Here is a 16096-nt window from a genome sequence, read left to right on the forward strand (position 1 = left end):
AGTAAATGTGAGGTCGCTAAAGGAAAGCTATACTCGAATAGGCGACTGTGTATAATCCATTAGACTAAGTTCTGGTTGTTCAGGTGATCTTGCTAGCATGTAAGCGGCGGTAGCCGCAATATCAAGTTCAAGATAAGTAGATGGCTTAGCAATCGCAGCGGGGGAGTGGATAATAGGAAGTGTTGCTGTTTTCTTCATTTGCTTGAGCAACGCTTGTCCTCGTTCCGTAAAACCTAAAACTCGTATGTATTGAATTCCGCTAGCAAGCTGCTCACGTTGAAAATGCTGTTTTTGATGCTGCAGTAAAATTGCAAGCAACGCCCTTTGCAACTTAGTTCTTGTATAACGCTTTGTTTTTAACTGTAAGAGTAGCTGCTCTAATGTATATTGTGGCAATGAACGTAAACAATATTTAATGCGATGTTGCAATCCTTCTTCAATCTCACGGTAAGTAGCTAAGTTGTCGCTAGAGCTAACAACGAGTGAATGAAATAGTGGAGTAGCGAAATTTTCCCAGTGCATAGGTGTAATACCTTGTTGTTGCTGTGCTACTAATAGATGGTATGTACTGCTAGGGATATAAGGTTTAATCACATCTAGTGAAGAATGCTCCAATAATAGTTTTCTAATAGCTGTTGCACTAGCAATTGCTAAATCTGTTGGTAGTTCATCATGATATTGTGCTTTTTCACGAGTAATAGTATAAGGGGTCATTGAACTCCCTATACGTTCCTTGGCAATAAGATAGTGTAGACCAAGTGTATGATTAGGTAAGTCGAAGCGGAAATGCTCTTCCTCGTTAGCATTATTAGCAGATGAATTTTGATCGTACAATTGATGTAGTGCAGAACTATACGCTTGCGGATAACTTAATCCAAGGTTAAGATAAGACTCAAGCTGTTGTTTGAATTGTGGTGATTCTTCTGAGACAAGCTTTGCTGCTTGTAAGAGAGGTGTCAGTTGTCCACTTTCCGTGCCGAAGCAGAAACAGTCAACTACGCCTGTAGCTTGTAGTAAGGCGATAGAGCCGTGTGCAAACCATTCTGCGGATGATGTCGCATATGCAACGGGTAACTCGATTACGAGGTCACAGCCGCCTTGCAGTGCCATTTTGGTGCGTGTCCACTTATCAAGTAACGCAGGTTCACCGCGTTGCAAGAAATGTCCGCTCATAACAGCTACGACAGCGTCTCGCTCCGTAAGTTGCTTAGATTGTTGTAAGTGATGAAGATGTCCATTATGAAAAGGATTATATTCAACGATTAGGCCGACAGCGTTCATGGCTTAATTTTCCTTTCTGAAATAAGTCTTTAAGTGCAAGTTCAAAATGCAGGCTTTCGCAAGCCGTGAAGATGGAGCGCTACTTGAGGGAGCAAGAAGCTCCAGTGTACGTAATTGGTACACGAATACCGGACTTTCCAAGTTCGCTTCATATTCGATGCGAAAGTAACCTTCCTGCAATACTTCGTTATCAAAGTTTGCTTTTTGAACAACCGCTTTTCGTATCAATATAGCACAATGGTGAACACATGGACAAAGTTGACATTCGACAGAAGAAATAGATCGTGATAATCTTGACAAAACATGAGCTAGATGGATATAATAAACTTTGTCTGTTTGGGGTGATACTATGCAGTTTCGTATGAAAGAATTGTTAGCTAAAGATCAAACTGAGATCGTGAATACACAACTAGATGTAACAGAGCTATTTCGTAATCATCAGGATGTAATTTCTACTGGACCTTTACATATCCAATTAACAGTTAAACCAGAAGGTGAAATTGTTATGGTAGAGGGAAATCTTGAAATAGATATGGAATTAGCTTGCTCTCGTTGCCTTGAGTCGACTCATACTCACTTAAGTATTCCATTCGCTGAGCAGTTCAAGCCCGTTTCATCTGATAGCGCGGTAAGTGCTGAAGAGGACGAAGAAAGTGATCTCATTGAGATTGCCACTGAGAAATTAGATTTGCAGCCATTTGTGGAGGAGTATTTGCAGTTATTTATGCCTTTTGCTCCGCTATGTAAAACTGAATGTGAAGGTTTATGTGCGCAATGTGGTAGTAATCTTAATGAAAATCAATGTAAATGTAGTAAAGAGAGAATCGATCCTCGACTAGAGTCGTTGAAAGATTTCTTTAAGGAATAATATTCCTTAAATTTGTGAAGGAGGTGTTAAATATGGCAGTACCTCAACGTAGAACATCCAAGACTCGCCGTGACAAACGTCGTACTCATTTTAAACTAGCTGTTCCAGGCATGGTGAAATGTGAGCAATGTGGAGAACTAAAACTAGGTCACCACGTTTGTAAAGTTTGTGGATATTACAAAACAAAAGAGATCATTTCTCAATAATCGATTTCTTTATAGCATCTTATCTTAGGATAAGATGCTATTTTATTTTAAAAAGATTATGAATTTTCAATCGGAAATGGACGTCCTTATGAATAAATAGATTGCACTTAGCATAAATCTCAATTATACTATTTTAGTACCAGGTATTAAAATTTGATACTAACAATATCGTTTTTATAAGCGAGCTTTTTGAACAATTTCTAAAAGTTATTAATATTTTTACATAATGAATTAATTTGACAGGAGAGTGATGCCGACATGGCGAAATTAACAAAACGTGAGCGGCATCGTCTGCTGATTCAATATATAGAAGATAATCCCTTTGTTACAGATCGTGAATTAACAAGAGTATTGAAAGTTAGTATTCAGACGATTCGACTAGATCGTATGGAGCTAGGGATTCCAGAATTGCGTGAACGCATGAAAGAAATGGCCGAACGATCTTATGATTCAGTTCGATCTTTGCCACTTGATGAAGTTATTGGTGATATCGTTGACTTGCAACTAGATCATAGTGCTATATCAATTTTTGAAATTCGAGATGAGCATGTATTCTCTCGAACAGGAATTGCTAGAGGACATCACTTATTCGCACAAGCTAATTCATTGGCGGTAGCAGTTATTGATTGTCCGATCGCACTTACTGCAACAGCAGATATTCGATTTGTTAGACCGGTGAAACTTGGGGAAAAATGTATAGCGAAAGCTTATGTTCGCTTAAATAATGAAGAACGAAGCAAGTCAAAAGTAGAACTGAACACCTACGTGAGCGATGAATTGGTGTTTCAAGGAACCTTCGTGATCTATCGTTCAGATGTGACAAGCAGCTGAGGAGGAGAATAAGTATGAAAATTGCTATTGATGCTATGGGTGGCGATAACGCTCCGAAAGAAATAGTTGAAGGTGCTATTGCAGCGGCAAAAGAAAATCATGATATTGAAATTGTTCTTGTAGGTAATGAGCAAGCAATTCAATCTATCATCGGCGATCAGAAACCAAGTAACCTTTCAATTATTCATGCTGATGAAGTAATTGAATCTGATGATGAACCTGTAAAGGCTGTCCGTCGCAAAAAAAATTCTTCCATGGTAGTGGCTGGTAAGCTAGTTAAAGACGGTGAGGCAGATGCGATGTTATCTGCTGGGAATACTGGGGCATTAATGACTACGGGACTGCTTATCGTAGGGAGAATTGCTGGTATCGAACGCCCTGCTTTAGCACCGTTACTGCCTTCATTAGATAAAGTAGGAATGCTAGCACTTGATTTAGGTGCCAATATGGACGCTACTGCAGAACAACTTATGCAATATGCCGTTATGGGTAGTATTTATCGAGAGAAAGTAGAAGGTCTTAAAAATCCTCGAATAGGCTTATTGAACGTAGGTTCAGAAGAAATGAAGGGGAATGAAGTGACGAAGGCTGCATACGCACTACTTAAAGAGAGTAATCTGAACTTTATTGGAAGCGTTGAGTCGAAGTCGGTACTTAATCGTGAATGTGATGTGCTTGTATGTGATGGTTTCTCAGGGAATATTATGTTGAAATCATACGAAGGTGCAGCATCTACTATATTCAATGAATTGAAAAAGGCGTTTAAACTCAATTTCTTAACGAAATTAGCAGCAGCGGTTATGTTGCCAAAACTTAAAGGATTGAAAAAGACACTTGATCCGAATGAATTTGGTGGAGCGCCACTATTAGGTATTAACGGGTTAGTGCTGAAAATTCATGGTTCTTCGGATTCAAGAGCTGTTCAAGCAGCTGTGAAGCAAGCCAAAACGGCAGTAAGCAGTGGGCTTATTGCATCAATAAAAGCAGAAATCAATAAGGAGTGATCGTAGTTATGAACGCTATTCCAGTAGGTATTCTTGGAACAGGTAAGTATGTACCTGAACAAGTGTTGACAAATAAAGATCTTGAACAAATGGTTGAAACTAATGATGAATGGATCGTAACTCGTACCGGCATTAAAGAACGTCGTATAGCTGCGAGTGATGAAGCAACTTCTGATCTTGCATTCAAAGCAGCCGAGCAGGCTATTGCAAATGCAGGACTTACGGTAGATGATATTGATCTAATTATTGTAGCTACGGTTACTCCTGATATGTCATTTCCATCAACGGCTTGTCTCGTGCAAGCGAGACTTGGTGCTAAATGTCCTGCATTCGATCTATCTGCAGCATGCTCAGGCTTTATTTATAGCTTAGTAACAGGTAATGGATTAATTCAAAGTGGATTATACAAGCGTATTCTTGTTATCGGAGCAGAGACATTATCACGGATTACTGACTATACAGATCGAAACACTTGTATTCTATTCGGAGACGGTGCAGGTGCAGTTGTAATCGGAGAAGTTCCAGCAGGTCGAGGTTTCCAATCGTTTGAGATCGGTGCAGACGGTACAGGTGGCGAATTGTTGAAAGTTAGTGGTGGTGGTTCTCGTAAACCAGCATCTGCTGAGACTGTTGCGAATAAAGAGCATTCTATCTATATGGCTGGGAATGAAGTATTCAAGTTTGCAGTTCGTATTATGGGCAATGCGGCTGAATCTGCGATTGAAAAAGCAGGATTAACGAAAGCAGATATTGATCTACTTGTTCCGCATCAAGCTAACATTCGTATTATTCAATCATCACTTAATCGTTTGGAACTTTCAGAGGATAAAGCGATGATCAACTTGGATAAATACGGCAATATGTCTGCTGCTTCAATTCCAGTTGCTTTAGCTGAAGCAGTTGAACAGGGTAGAGTCAAAGAAGGCGACAAACTTTGTTTGGTTGGGTTTGGTGGGGGCCTTACATGGGGAGCCACAGTAATCGTCTGGTAGTAGAGGTTATTAAAATGTAAGACTGTGATCACGATGTAACGCTAACGTAGCGTAGTCGGCGTCGAAGATAACATTCATCGGTTGCTGTGGTGCTCGTGTACCAAGGACGTACACTCCGCTCCTCGCTTCCCTAGCTTCATGTCATCTTCTTGGTGCTGACAGCCTTACATTTTAATTTCCATTAGAATGGATATTAAAATGACGGATTATGGCTTTCAAGTGTTTTTAGTTTGGGATCGCTTTGTAGCTCTAACGTAGCTTAGTCGACGGTGAACACATCAATCTTCGATTGCTGTCGTGCTTACGTACATTTCATGTACGTTGTGCTACTCGCTGGATGTCTTATAATGTATCCTTGGAGCAGATAGTTTCGATGGTGCCGGTGCAGTTCTGAACTATAATTTTGTAGCTTTATTCGCTCGTGTTCACTTGTGGACACATTGCTTGGAGCTAATTGGATAAGTATGAAATAGACTTAGGAGGTTATTACGTGGGTAAAATAGCTTTCGTATTTCCTGGGCAAGGTGCTCAGGTTGTTGGAATGGGAAAAGATATTTATGAGCATGATGCAGAAGCACGCTTAATTTTTGAGCAAGCTGATGCGGCTCTTGGTTTCTCGTTAAGCAACTTAATTTTTGAAGGTCCAGATAGTGACCTGAAACAAACGATAAATACGCAACCAGCGTTGCTAACGGTTAGTACAGCTTTCTTGAAATTAGTTGAGAAGGCAGGTTTCAAAGCTGATTATGTTGCAGGGCATAGCCTTGGCGAATATAGCGCACTTGTAGCTGCTGGTGCACTTAGCTTTGAAGATGCTGTACGTACAGTTCGTGCACGCGGTCAATATATGGAACAAGCTGTACCAAGTGGTCAAGGTGCTATGGCAGCGGTGCTAGGTGCAGAGCGAGCGGCGCTTCAACAGCTATGTGCAACTATTACTGCTGAAGGTCATGCAGTGGAACTTGCTAACGTTAATTGCCCAGGGCAAATTGTTGTATCTGGATCAGTTGCAGGAGTGAATGAAGTTGTTGCACGTGGTAAAGACATTGGTGCAAAACGTGTTATTCCACTTGAAGTTAGTGGTCCATTCCATTCTTCACTAATGGGTAATGCAGCTACGATGCTTGCAACTGAACTAGCTAATGTAATGATGCAAGATGCAACAATTCCTGTTATTGCTAACGTAACAGCAGAGCCTGTTGTTGATGCAACTGAGATTAAATCTTTACTTGAGCGTCAAGTATGCGCTCCTGTACTTTGGGAAGATAGCATTGTGAAACTGATTGACCTTGGTGTAGAGACATTCGTTGAAATCGGTTCTGGTTCTGTACTAACAGGATTAATCAAAAAAATTGATCGCAACGTTAAAGTTATTACCATTAACAAGTTAGAAGCATTAGATTCATTAACGGTATCTCAGTAATAGGTTAAGCATCCGATGTACTTTTCAATTACTAAGAAGTATATCTGGAAGTTAATTGAAAAGTTTAAGGAGGTTTACTATGTTTGCTAGCTTAGAAGGTAAGAAAGCATTAGTTACTGGCGCATCTCGTGGTATTGGCCGCGCAATCGCTATTTCATTAGCGGAAGCTGGTGCGGATGTAGCGATTAACTACTCAGGTAGTGAAGAGGCTGCAGCGCAAACGGCAGAAGCAGTTCGTGCGCTTGGTCGTGAAGCAATACTGATAAAAGCAAATGTTGGTATTGTTGCTGAATTTGACAACATGGTTAAACAAGTGGTTGAACAATTTGGCACAGTAGATATTCTTGTTAATAATGCGGGAATTACTCGAGATAACCTTATTATGCGCATGAAAGAAGAGGAATTCGATCAAGTCATCGAAACGAATCTGAAAGGCGTGTTCAACGGTATTAAAGCTGTGACTCGTCCGATGATGAAGCAACGTTTTGGTCGCATTATTAATATTTCATCCGTATCAGGTGTACTTGGAAATCCAGGTCAAGCAAACTATGCTGCAGCCAAAGCTGGTGTCATCGGCTTAACGAAGGCAAGTGCGAGAGAATTAGCTTCTCGTAACATTACAGTTAACTGTATTGCACCAGGATTTATCCAAACAGAAATGACTGATAAGTTATCAGAAGATATGAAGCAGGCGTTGGAAGTTCAAATACCACTTGCTAAGCTTGGAAGTGTAGAAGATGTTGCAAATGCAGTTCGCTTCTTGGCTTCGGAAGAAGCTTCGTATATGACTGGCCAAACTGTTCATATTGATGGTGGCATGTACATGTAAGGAAGTTCAAAACATTCACTTGTGATCACGATGGAAAGCTCTTTAGCTTATTCGGCATCGAAAGCCTGCGTGTGCTCGTGTACTTGTGTTGTACACGTTGCTTGGTATTATTTCATCGTTTGGTAAGAGACAAGTGATCATTATGAACTTTCATTTGAAGATGTATTTCAAAACGCATGCTTTGATAACGAAGTATTGCTGGGAACTTAATCTACTTTCGAAAGTTCGCCTTTTGAATTTTCATTTTAAGAACTTTTGTGGAAAGATAGCATTTTAGTATCGGTTTTCGTATAATACGATAAGGAGGTGAATCGGATGTCCGATGTACTAGAACGCGTAACCAACATTATTGTTGATCGCTTAGGTGTAGAACAAGATAAAGTAGTAGCTGAAGCTTCTTTCAAAGAAGATTTGAATGCTGACTCACTAGATGTAGTTGAACTTATTATGGAGCTTGAAGACGAGTTCAACATTGAAATTTCTGATGAAGATGCTGAAAAAATCTCTACGGTAGGAGATGTATTAAGTTACATACAATCTCATACCTAAGGTTGGACGAGTCCCGTTGTTTAACGGGACTTAACTCCATCTCCTTCACAAATGAAATTTTGACAGACGAAAATGAGAACTGATGACAATCAATTCTTTTTGATATAGATAAGGCAATTCAATCGTAGTAGGGGTGAACAATATGAAACGCAGAGTTGTAGTAACTGGAATGGGTATCTTAACTTCATTAGGTTCTGAATTAGACCAGTTCTGGGGCAACCTGATGGAAGGTAAGTCAGGCGTGTCGTTAGTTGAGCAATTTGATTGCTCGGAATATCCAACGCGTATTGCTGCTGAGGTCAAAGACTTTGATCTAGAAACCTATGGTATAGAAAAGAAAGAAGCTCGTCGTATGGATCGTTTCGTACAATTCGCTGTTGCGGCAAGCTTAAAAGCAATTGAAGATTCGGGCTTGAAAATCGGTGATAATGTAGACGCTGAGCGTATGGGTGTAATTGTAGGCTCTGGAATAGGTGGTCTTGGAACTTTTGAAGATCAACATAAGATTCTTCTAGAGAAAGGTCCAAAACGTGTTAATCCATTCTTTATTCCGATGATGATTGCAAACATGGCTTCTGGTCAAGTTTCAATGATTGCTGGAGCAAAAGGACCTAACTCTACATCAGTTTCAGCTTGTGCCTCGGGTACACATTCGATTGGTGACTCGTTCCGACTAATTCAACATGGTGATGCAGATGTTATGATCGCTGGTGGAGCAGAAGCAACGATTCGTCCTACAGGTATGGCTGGATTCTGTTCGATGAGAGCAATGTCTACTCGTAACGATGAACCTGAGAAAGCAAGTCGTCCGTTCGATGTTGATCGTGATGGATTTGTAATGGGTGAAGGTTCAGGTATTCTAGTTCTTGAATCACTTGAGCACGCGCAAGCACGTGGTGCGAAAATTTATGCTGAAGTTACCGGATATGGTATGAGCGGTGATGCTCATCATATGACTGAACCAGATCCAAATGGTGCATCTCGTTGTATGACGAATGCAGTTAAAGATGCTGGTGTTGATCCTTCAGAAGTAGATTATATTAATGCACATGGTACGTCTACTCCAGTTGGTGATGTTTCTGAATCAACAGCTGTGAAAATGACATTTGGTGATCACGCATATAAATTAGCAGTAAGCTCAACGAAGTCAATGACTGGTCATTTACTTGGTGCAGCTGGCGGTGTAGAAGCCGTAATATTAGCCCTAACCCTGCAAAATGGAATTATTATTCCAACTATTAATCTTGACAATTTAGATCCAGAACTTGATCTGGATTATGTGCCTAATACGCCTCGAAAAGCGGATGTTAAAGTAGCATTATCTAACTCATTCGGCTTTGGTGGACATAACGCTTCCATCATGATGAGAAAATATGAAGCATGATTTATTTGATGAGCTGCAGCTTAAGCTGCAGCTCAATTTTACAAGGGTGAAACTTCTACGCCAAGCATTTACACATACGTCATATGTGAACGAACACAAGCGCGGCTCAGTCCAGGATAATGAGCGGCTTGAATTTTTGGGTGATGCGGTATTACAACTACTCGTATCTGAATATTTGTACAAAACGTACACGAAACGACCTGAAGGTGAATTAACGCGTATGCGTGCCTCAGTGGTCTGTGAGCCTTCATTAGCTCACTTTGCAGAACGATTGGATTTTGGTAGATATGTACTGTTAGGTCGTGGTGAAGAACAACTTGGTGGTCGTAATCGTCAAGCATTGTTAGCCGATCTATTCGAATCATTCGTAGGTGCGCTGTATTTGGATGCAGGAATTGATGTAACAAAACAATTTCTAGAACAGTATATGTTCCCTTATATAGATTCCAACAACTATGGTTTACTGATGAAAGATGCAAAATCGAAACTACAAGAGCGTGCTCAGCATATCGGTCTTGGTGCAATCGAATATCGCATTATCGAAGAACGTGGACCAGCACATGACCGTGAATTTGTCATTGAAGTAGTACTAGATAGTGTATGCTATGGAGTAGGCGTTGGACGTTCTAAGAAAGAAGCTGAACAACGTGCAGCTGCTGAAGCATGGAGTAAGCTAGCCGAGCAAGAAATGAGAAACGCGTGAGGCCGGTAACATCTTAGATCTCGTACATACAAAAAGCATTCCGGTGGACTTCAATTGTCCAAAGGGATGCTTTTTGTATGTGGTGATTTTCTAGTAATATCATATCGAGACCACTTAAAATGTGGTACAATGTTCGGGAGGTGAAAGCCAAACTATGTTCTTGAAAAGAATTGAATTAGCGGGATTTAAATCATTCGCTGATAAAACTGAATTGGAATTTGTGAACGGTATTACAGCCGTTGTTGGGCCTAATGGATCTGGTAAAAGTAATATATCAGATGGAATCCGTTGGGTTCTTGGTGAGCAGAGTGCGAAAAGTCTCCGCGGTGGCAAGATGGAAGATATCATCTTTGCAGGTAGCGATGCCAGACGTGCAGTGAACTATGGAGAAGTAAGCTTAACGCTAGACAACTCCGATGGTGCCTTGCCGCTCGAATATAACGAAGTAACAGTTACAAGACGCGTCCATCGTAGTGGTGATAGCGAGTATATGATCAATAAGCAAGCTTGTCGCTTAAAGGATATTACGGAGTTGTTTATGGATACAGGAATCGGTAAGGAAGCTTATTCGATTATTGGACAAGGTCGTATTGAAGAAATATTAAGTACTCGCTCTGAAGATCGTCGAGGGATTTTTGAAGAAGCATCGGGAATTGTTAAGTATAAGTCTCGAAAAAAAGAAGCAAAACGGAAGTTAGATGATACTGAACAGAACTTGTTACGTATTCATGATCTCGTAACTGAACTTGAGGACCAGGTAGAACCATTGCGCAAGCAATCTGAAGTAGCTATTCATTTTAAGCAACTTAAGGAACAATTGAAATCAAAAGAAATTTCATTATATGTTCATCAGATTGAAACACTACATAGTGCATGGTCTGAGTCAACTAGTAAGTTGGAAAAGCTGCAAGAAGAAGAACTTAAACTTTCATCTGTCGTAAGCAAGCATGATGCTGTATTAGAAAGTGATCGCTTGCAATTACGTGAAATAGAAGCTCAACTCGATGAATTACATCAAGCAATGCTTCAAATCAGTGAAGATGTTGAAAAATGCGAAGGTTATGGCGAAATCATCAAAGAACGTATCCGTCATAATGATGCTACAAAATTAACCGTAACTCAAACTATCGAAGTTACTGATGCTAAAATTATGTCTTTATCGCAGGAAGAAGTATCTATACGTAGTAAGGCAGCAGAGATAGAGGAGCAATTGAGTGAGCACCGTATTAAGCTAGCAGCTGAAGAAATTCGGATGCAAGGGGTTACGACTGGAAGCGCTCAAGATGAAGAAGAGCGTCTGAAAGGTGAATTATTAGACGTTTTCAGCTCCATGGCACAGCTTCGTAATGAAGTGCGATATACACAACAACAACAAGAAGCACTGCAACGTCGTATGGAACGAATACAAGAAGACGAAGCGAAATGGACTGGACAACAACGTGCATTGGAAGCTAGGGAATACGAGCTGGATCAGTCATTAGCAACAGTTGTTGCTGACATTAATAAGTTACGTACGAAAATGCTTACTGAAGCTGATGAAGCTCGTAAGTTGAATCTTTCACTTGAACAAGAAAGTACTAATTTACGAAAATTAGAACAAAAAATAGATAGTGACTTATCCCGTAGAGATACGATGAAAGAAATGCAAGACGCGATGGATGGTTTCATGCATGGTGTCAAAGAAATTCTGAAAGCATCTCGTAGTCAACAATCAGGTATTCAAGGTGTTCATGGTGCTGTTGCAGAACTTATTCATGTGCCACAGCGTATTGAGACCGCAGTCGAAACTGCATTAGGTGGAGCACTTCAACATATCGTTATGCAAGACGAGCGTAGTGCGCGTACCGCGATTTCGTATTTGAAGCAACGTCAATTAGGTCGTGCAACTTTCTTACCGCTTGATGTCATTCGTGGTCGTCGTCTGAATGAATCTGATAAACGTATGATTAGTGAGTTAGATGGATTTGTTGGTATTGCAGCTGATTTAGTGAAAAGTGATAAGCAATATGAAGAGATTGTCTATAACTTATTAGGGAATGTGCTTCTTGCTGAAAATTTGGAACAAGCTAACCGTATTGCTTCTCGCTGTCAGTACCGTTATCGTATCGTAACACTAGAAGGCGATGTAGTTAATGCTGGCGGTTCAATGACAGGTGGTAGTCAGCAGAAGAAAGGCGCAAGTCTACTTGGCAGACATCGTCAGATTGAACAATTGGATGAAGTCATTGTACAAACCAAACAACAAATTGAGCAATTGCGCGCGCAAATTGTTGACAATCGCAAAGAAATATCGATTCGCAATCAAAATGCTGAACAAGCACGTGAGAAGCTAGAGCAAAAAAGAGTAGAAGAACAACAGCTTAAAGGCGAACTTCAACAATTACAGCAAGAGATGAAGTTTTTGAATGAGCAACAAGCGTTATCTTCTTCAGATAAAAGTACACAGACAACAGAAAGTGTCGCTGCTGAGCAATCAATTGAAATTGCAAAACAACAGTTGGAGCAACTATCTCTGAGAGAAAAGATACTTCAAGAAGCTATAAAACTTGCCGAGCAAACCCGTAAAGTGAATGAAAGTCAGAAAGAAGAGCTACAGGTTCAACTTACTGATCTGAAAATTTCTGTCGCTAAGCTGGATCAAGAATATAGTAATTATGAGGATCAAGCTGGTCGTTTAAGAGATGAGATTGCAAGGACTAAGCATGAACTGCGTCAGCAGCAACAACAAGAGACGCAATTAAGTCAAAATGGATCTAATCTCGAAAAAGAAGCGATTGAACAGGCTGAGCAACTTGTGAATTTGAAAGATGCTAAGTTACAATGTAGCGATAAGACAGATCATTATCGTATGCAAAGATCTCAGAAATCAACTGGCTTGGAACAAGGGGAAAGTGAGACGAAGGAACAGCGTATAAGTCTTCGTAATATTGAAGAGCAAATGCGTCAAACGGAAATCGTACTTAACCGCCAAGACGTTGAATTAGATCATACGATTCGCAAACTTAGTGAGGAATATAGTTATAGCTATGAAATGGCTAAAGAGCAATACCCTCCACCTGAAGAAATCGCTCCTATGCAACTTGATGTGAAAGATTTGAAACGTCAAATTAGTTCATTGGGTGATATTAATCTAGGTGCAATTGAAGAGTATGAGCGAGTGAAAGAGCGTTTTGATTTCTTATCAGAACAGAAAAATGATCTGATGGAAGCAAAGTCTACATTATATGAAGTTATTAAAGAGATGGACGATGAAATGTCGAAACGCTTCAAAACCACATTTGATGAAATTCGTAAACATTTTATCGTTGTATTTAGTAAATTATTCGGCGGCGGTCGTGCAGATCTGATCCTTGTTGACACTAGTAATATATTGGAAACAGGTATTGATATTGTTGCACAACCACCAGGGAAGAAGCTGCAAAATCTACAGTTATTATCAGGCGGTGAACGTGCTTTAACTGCCATTGCACTTTTATTTGCAATATTACAAGTGAAGCCTGTTCCATTCTGCGTGCTAGATGAAGTCGAAGCTGCGCTTGACGAAGCTAACGTCTCTCGCTTTGCTCAATATTTACGTGAATTCTCTGAGTTAACGCAATTCATTGTCGTAACGCATCGTAAAGGTACAATGGAAGAAGCCGATGTATTGTATGGTGTGACAATGGAAGAGGGCGGCGTGTCTAAGCTTGTATCTGTTCGACTTGAAGAAAGTCATGAGCTGGATGGCGTAACTGCTTAATCTATGAAAAGTTTCGAGAAGATGCTTCCGATGTACTTTTCATAAGCAACGAAGTAACTATACAAGTCATGAAAAGTTTTAGCTTCCGATGTAACTTTTCATCAACAAGGAAGTCATTCAAGTAAAACATGAAAAGTTTTGAGAGGATGTTATCCAATTATGGGGTTTTTCAAAAAGTTGAAAGAAACGATTGCTTCGAAGACTGAGGCGGTAACTAATGTATTTAAGGAAGGGCTGGCTAAGACTAGAACAGCTCTTGTTGAAAAAGTTGAAGAACTAATTACCCGTCGCAAAAAAATCGATGAAGAGTTCTATGAGGAACTTGAAGAGATTCTAATTGGTGCTGACGTAGGTGTCACTACAGTTATGCAACTTATCGAAGAGTTACGTGCTGAAGTGAAAAAGCGTAAAATCGAAAGTGCTGCTGAGTTGCAACCCGTTTTATCTGAAAAACTTGTAGGGATGCTTAAAGGTGATGGCATATCACATCTAAATGTTGCACCTGCTGGCGAAATCACTGTGTACCTATTTGTAGGTGTTAATGGAGTAGGTAAAACAACAACGATCGGCAAACTAGCTCATAAGCTGAAAAGTGAAGGTAAAAACGTACTACTTGCTGCAGGAGATACATTCCGAGCTGGTGCTATTGAACAGCTTGAAGTATGGGGACAACGCGTTGGTGTAGATGTGATCAAGCAATCTTCTGGTTCTGATCCAGCTGCAGTTATCTATGATGCTGTTCAAGCAGCAAAGCAACGTCAAGTTGATGTATTGATCTGTGATACAGCTGGTCGATTACAAAATAAAACTAACTTGATGGAAGAATTGAATAAAATCTTCCGTGTTATTCAGCGTGAATTACCTACAGCACCTCATGAAGTGTTACTAGTGCTAGATGCTACGACAGGTCAAAATGCGCTTAGCCAAGCAAAATTATTTGGTGAAAAAAGTGGCGTAACTGGACTTGTCCTTACGAAACTTGATGGTACAGCTAAGGGTGGTATTGTCATTGCCATTCGCAATGAATTGAATATTCCTGTGAAACTTGTTGGTCTAGGTGAAAAAATGGGCGATCTTCAAGAATTCGATTCCGATCAGTTTGTACATGCATTATTCGCTGGTCTCATTCAGAAGGAAGCAGATCAAGAAGAATCATAGAAATTAATCGAATGAAATCCACCTAGTAAAGGTGCTGAATGGTAAACGCTAATTCAGTATCATGACTAGGTGGATTTTTCTTTTTGTACATAGAAATATAAATTAATAGGGAACTGAAGAAAATTAAATATATAGTAAAATTAAGGAATATCTTTGTTTATATCTAATTCCGTGTTAATCTATATGAAAAGTTTCTATTATAATAGTATTGGTGGAGATATTTATGAATATTGAGAATATCGAGGCGTTTGTGTATGTGAACCACTATGGTAGCTTCAATAAAGCTGCAGAGGTACTGTACCTCTCACAGCCTTCAGTAACTGCACGAATTCAGACTTTAGAACGAGAACTGGATAGTAAACTTTTTGACCGCCTAGGTAAACAAATAAAGCTTACAGATAAAGGGAAACAATTCCTCCCATATGCCCAGCAAATCCTCCAAACACTTCAAAAGGGTAAAATACTCATACAAGATCGCAGTGTTCGTTCACTCGAATTGAGAATAGGCAGCACGGTATCTGTGTCAAATTATCTCATTCCAGAAATATTGCATGAATTGAAGGATTGGTTTCCTGAAATAACATTTAAACTGTTGACTGCTCCTTCTTTTGACTTAATTAGCAAGTTGCTTGATAAAGAGATCGATTTAGCTTTTGTCCGAAAATTAGTCCACCCATCTGTACAATCTATTCCTTTCTTTAATGACCCGATACGTCTGTATGTGTATAAAGGACATCCATTCACCATGAAGACTAACATTACAATCCAAGAAATTAGTGAGCAAATATTTGTGTTTTTTGAATGCGGTTCGTTAGACTGGCAACGTGTTCATCGTGTATTTGATCACCTAGAACATCCACTTAATATTGTGTATAACGTGGATAACTCGGAAACTGCGAAGAAGCTTGTACTTCAGCATGCAGGAATTTGCTTCCTACCCGATTCATGTGCCAAAGAAGAAATGATGAATGGGAGTTTAGTTCCTATTGAAATTGAAGAGACGAAAGGAATCTCCCTTCAAACAAACCTTATTTCCTTAACTGGTGAAAATATAGAAATCATTAATGCTTTGCGAGAAAAGTTATCATTCAATACTATTTAATTTTATTATTACTATCGGATTATCTAT

At 39.8% G+C, this 16096-nt stretch carries 14 protein-coding genes; 13 read left to right on the forward strand and 1 reads right to left on the reverse strand.

Features of this window, described 5'->3' with window-relative positions:
- Positions 1–27 precede the first annotated feature (27 nt).
- Complete coding sequence (locus NV377_RS02575) at positions 28–1281, reverse strand: nucleotidyltransferase (RefSeq protein WP_258199600.1); 1254 nt, start codon at positions 1279–1281, stop codon at positions 28–30.
- Positions 1282–1630: 349 nt separating this feature from the next.
- Here NV377_RS02575 and NV377_RS02580 point away from each other — a divergent pair, with 349 nt between their 5' ends.
- From NV377_RS02580 to NV377_RS02640, 13 genes are all read left to right on the forward strand, one after another.
- Entirely contained in the window at positions 1631–2149 is a 519-nt protein-coding gene (locus tag NV377_RS02580; RefSeq protein ID WP_258199601.1) for a YceD family protein, read from the forward strand.
- Positions 2150–2181: 32 nt separating this feature from the next.
- Positions 2182–2355, forward strand: coding sequence for a 50S ribosomal protein L32 (gene rpmF, locus NV377_RS02585; RefSeq protein ID WP_015845071.1), 174 nt, complete (start codon positions 2182–2184; stop codon positions 2353–2355).
- Positions 2356–2613: 258 nt separating this feature from the next.
- A complete protein-coding gene (gene fapR / locus NV377_RS02590; RefSeq protein ID WP_258199602.1) occupies positions 2614–3186 on the forward strand; it encodes a transcription factor FapR in 573 nt (190 codons plus the stop codon).
- 14 nt (positions 3187–3200) lie between these two features.
- Positions 3201–4190 (forward strand): phosphate acyltransferase PlsX, encoded by a 990-nt coding sequence (plsX, locus tag NV377_RS02595; RefSeq protein WP_258199603.1) that lies wholly within the window; start codon positions 3201–3203, stop codon positions 4188–4190.
- Between the two features lie 8 nt (positions 4191–4198).
- Entirely contained in the window at positions 4199–5182 is a 984-nt protein-coding gene (locus NV377_RS02600) for a beta-ketoacyl-ACP synthase III (protein WP_308860050.1), read from the forward strand.
- A gap of 490 nt (positions 5183–5672) precedes the next feature.
- Entirely contained in the window at positions 5673–6605 is a 933-nt protein-coding gene (gene fabD / locus NV377_RS02605; RefSeq protein WP_258199604.1) for an ACP S-malonyltransferase, read from the forward strand.
- 79 nt (positions 6606–6684) lie between these two features.
- On the forward strand, positions 6685–7434 hold the full coding sequence (gene fabG / locus NV377_RS02610) for a 3-oxoacyl-[acyl-carrier-protein] reductase (RefSeq protein WP_258199605.1): 750 nt from the start codon (positions 6685–6687) through the stop codon (positions 7432–7434).
- 315 nt (positions 7435–7749) lie between these two features.
- Positions 7750–7983, forward strand: coding sequence for an acyl carrier protein (locus NV377_RS02615; protein WP_258199606.1), 234 nt, complete (start codon positions 7750–7752; stop codon positions 7981–7983).
- A gap of 142 nt (positions 7984–8125) precedes the next feature.
- Positions 8126–9367: a beta-ketoacyl-ACP synthase II gene (fabF, locus tag NV377_RS02620; RefSeq protein WP_258199607.1), complete on the forward strand. Its 1242-nt coding sequence runs from the start codon at positions 8126–8128 to the stop codon at positions 9365–9367.
- Positions 9357–10070, forward strand: a complete 714-nt coding sequence (gene rnc, locus NV377_RS02625) for a ribonuclease III (protein ID WP_258199608.1) — start codon at positions 9357–9359, stop codon at positions 10068–10070. Before fabF ends, rnc begins: the two co-directional genes overlap by 11 nt.
- A gap of 154 nt (positions 10071–10224) precedes the next feature.
- Positions 10225–13809 (forward strand): chromosome segregation protein SMC, encoded by a 3585-nt coding sequence (gene smc, locus NV377_RS02630; protein WP_258199609.1) that lies wholly within the window; start codon positions 10225–10227, stop codon positions 13807–13809.
- A gap of 159 nt (positions 13810–13968) precedes the next feature.
- A complete protein-coding gene (ftsY, locus tag NV377_RS02635; protein WP_258199610.1) occupies positions 13969–14967 on the forward strand; it encodes a signal recognition particle-docking protein FtsY in 999 nt (332 codons plus the stop codon).
- 223 nt (positions 14968–15190) lie between these two features.
- The gene (locus NV377_RS02640) at positions 15191–16069 is read left to right on the forward strand and encodes a LysR family transcriptional regulator (protein ID WP_258199611.1); all 879 of its coding nucleotides are present in this window, start codon (positions 15191–15193) and stop codon (positions 16067–16069) included.
- Positions 16070–16096: the final 27 nt, after the last annotated feature.

This window comes from Paenibacillus endoradicis (assembly GCF_024721975.1).

Excerpts from the sequence above, each read along its gene's own strand:
- NV377_RS02615 (WP_258199606.1), top strand. The coding sequence starts at position 7,750 with ATGTCCGATGTACTAGAACGCGTAACCAACATTATTGTTGATCGCTTA.
- NV377_RS02580 (WP_258199601.1), top strand. The coding sequence starts at position 1,631 with ATGCAGTTTCGTATGAAAGAATTGTTAGCTAAAGATCAAACTGAGATC.
- NV377_RS02600 (WP_308860050.1), top strand. The coding sequence starts at position 4,199 with ATGAACGCTATTCCAGTAGGTATTCTTGGAACAGGTAAGTATGTACCT.
- fapR (WP_258199602.1), top strand. The coding sequence starts at position 2,614 with ATGGCGAAATTAACAAAACGTGAGCGGCATCGTCTGCTGATTCAATAT.
- smc (WP_258199609.1), top strand. The coding sequence starts at position 10,225 with ATGTTCTTGAAAAGAATTGAATTAGCGGGATTTAAATCATTCGCTGAT.
- rpmF (WP_015845071.1), top strand. The coding sequence starts at position 2,182 with ATGGCAGTACCTCAACGTAGAACATCCAAGACTCGCCGTGACAAACGT.
- fabG (WP_258199605.1), top strand. The coding sequence starts at position 6,685 with ATGTTTGCTAGCTTAGAAGGTAAGAAAGCATTAGTTACTGGCGCATCT.
- fabF (WP_258199607.1), top strand. The coding sequence starts at position 8,126 with ATGAAACGCAGAGTTGTAGTAACTGGAATGGGTATCTTAACTTCATTA.
- ftsY (WP_258199610.1), top strand. The coding sequence starts at position 13,969 with ATGGGGTTTTTCAAAAAGTTGAAAGAAACGATTGCTTCGAAGACTGAG.
- rnc (WP_258199608.1), top strand. The coding sequence starts at position 9,357 with ATGAAGCATGATTTATTTGATGAGCTGCAGCTTAAGCTGCAGCTCAAT.
- NV377_RS02575 (WP_258199600.1), bottom strand. The coding sequence starts at position 1,281 with ATGAACGCTGTCGGCCTAATCGTTGAATATAATCCTTTTCATAATGGA.
- plsX (WP_258199603.1), top strand. The coding sequence starts at position 3,201 with ATGAAAATTGCTATTGATGCTATGGGTGGCGATAACGCTCCGAAAGAA.
- NV377_RS02640 (WP_258199611.1), top strand. The coding sequence starts at position 15,191 with ATGAATATTGAGAATATCGAGGCGTTTGTGTATGTGAACCACTATGGT.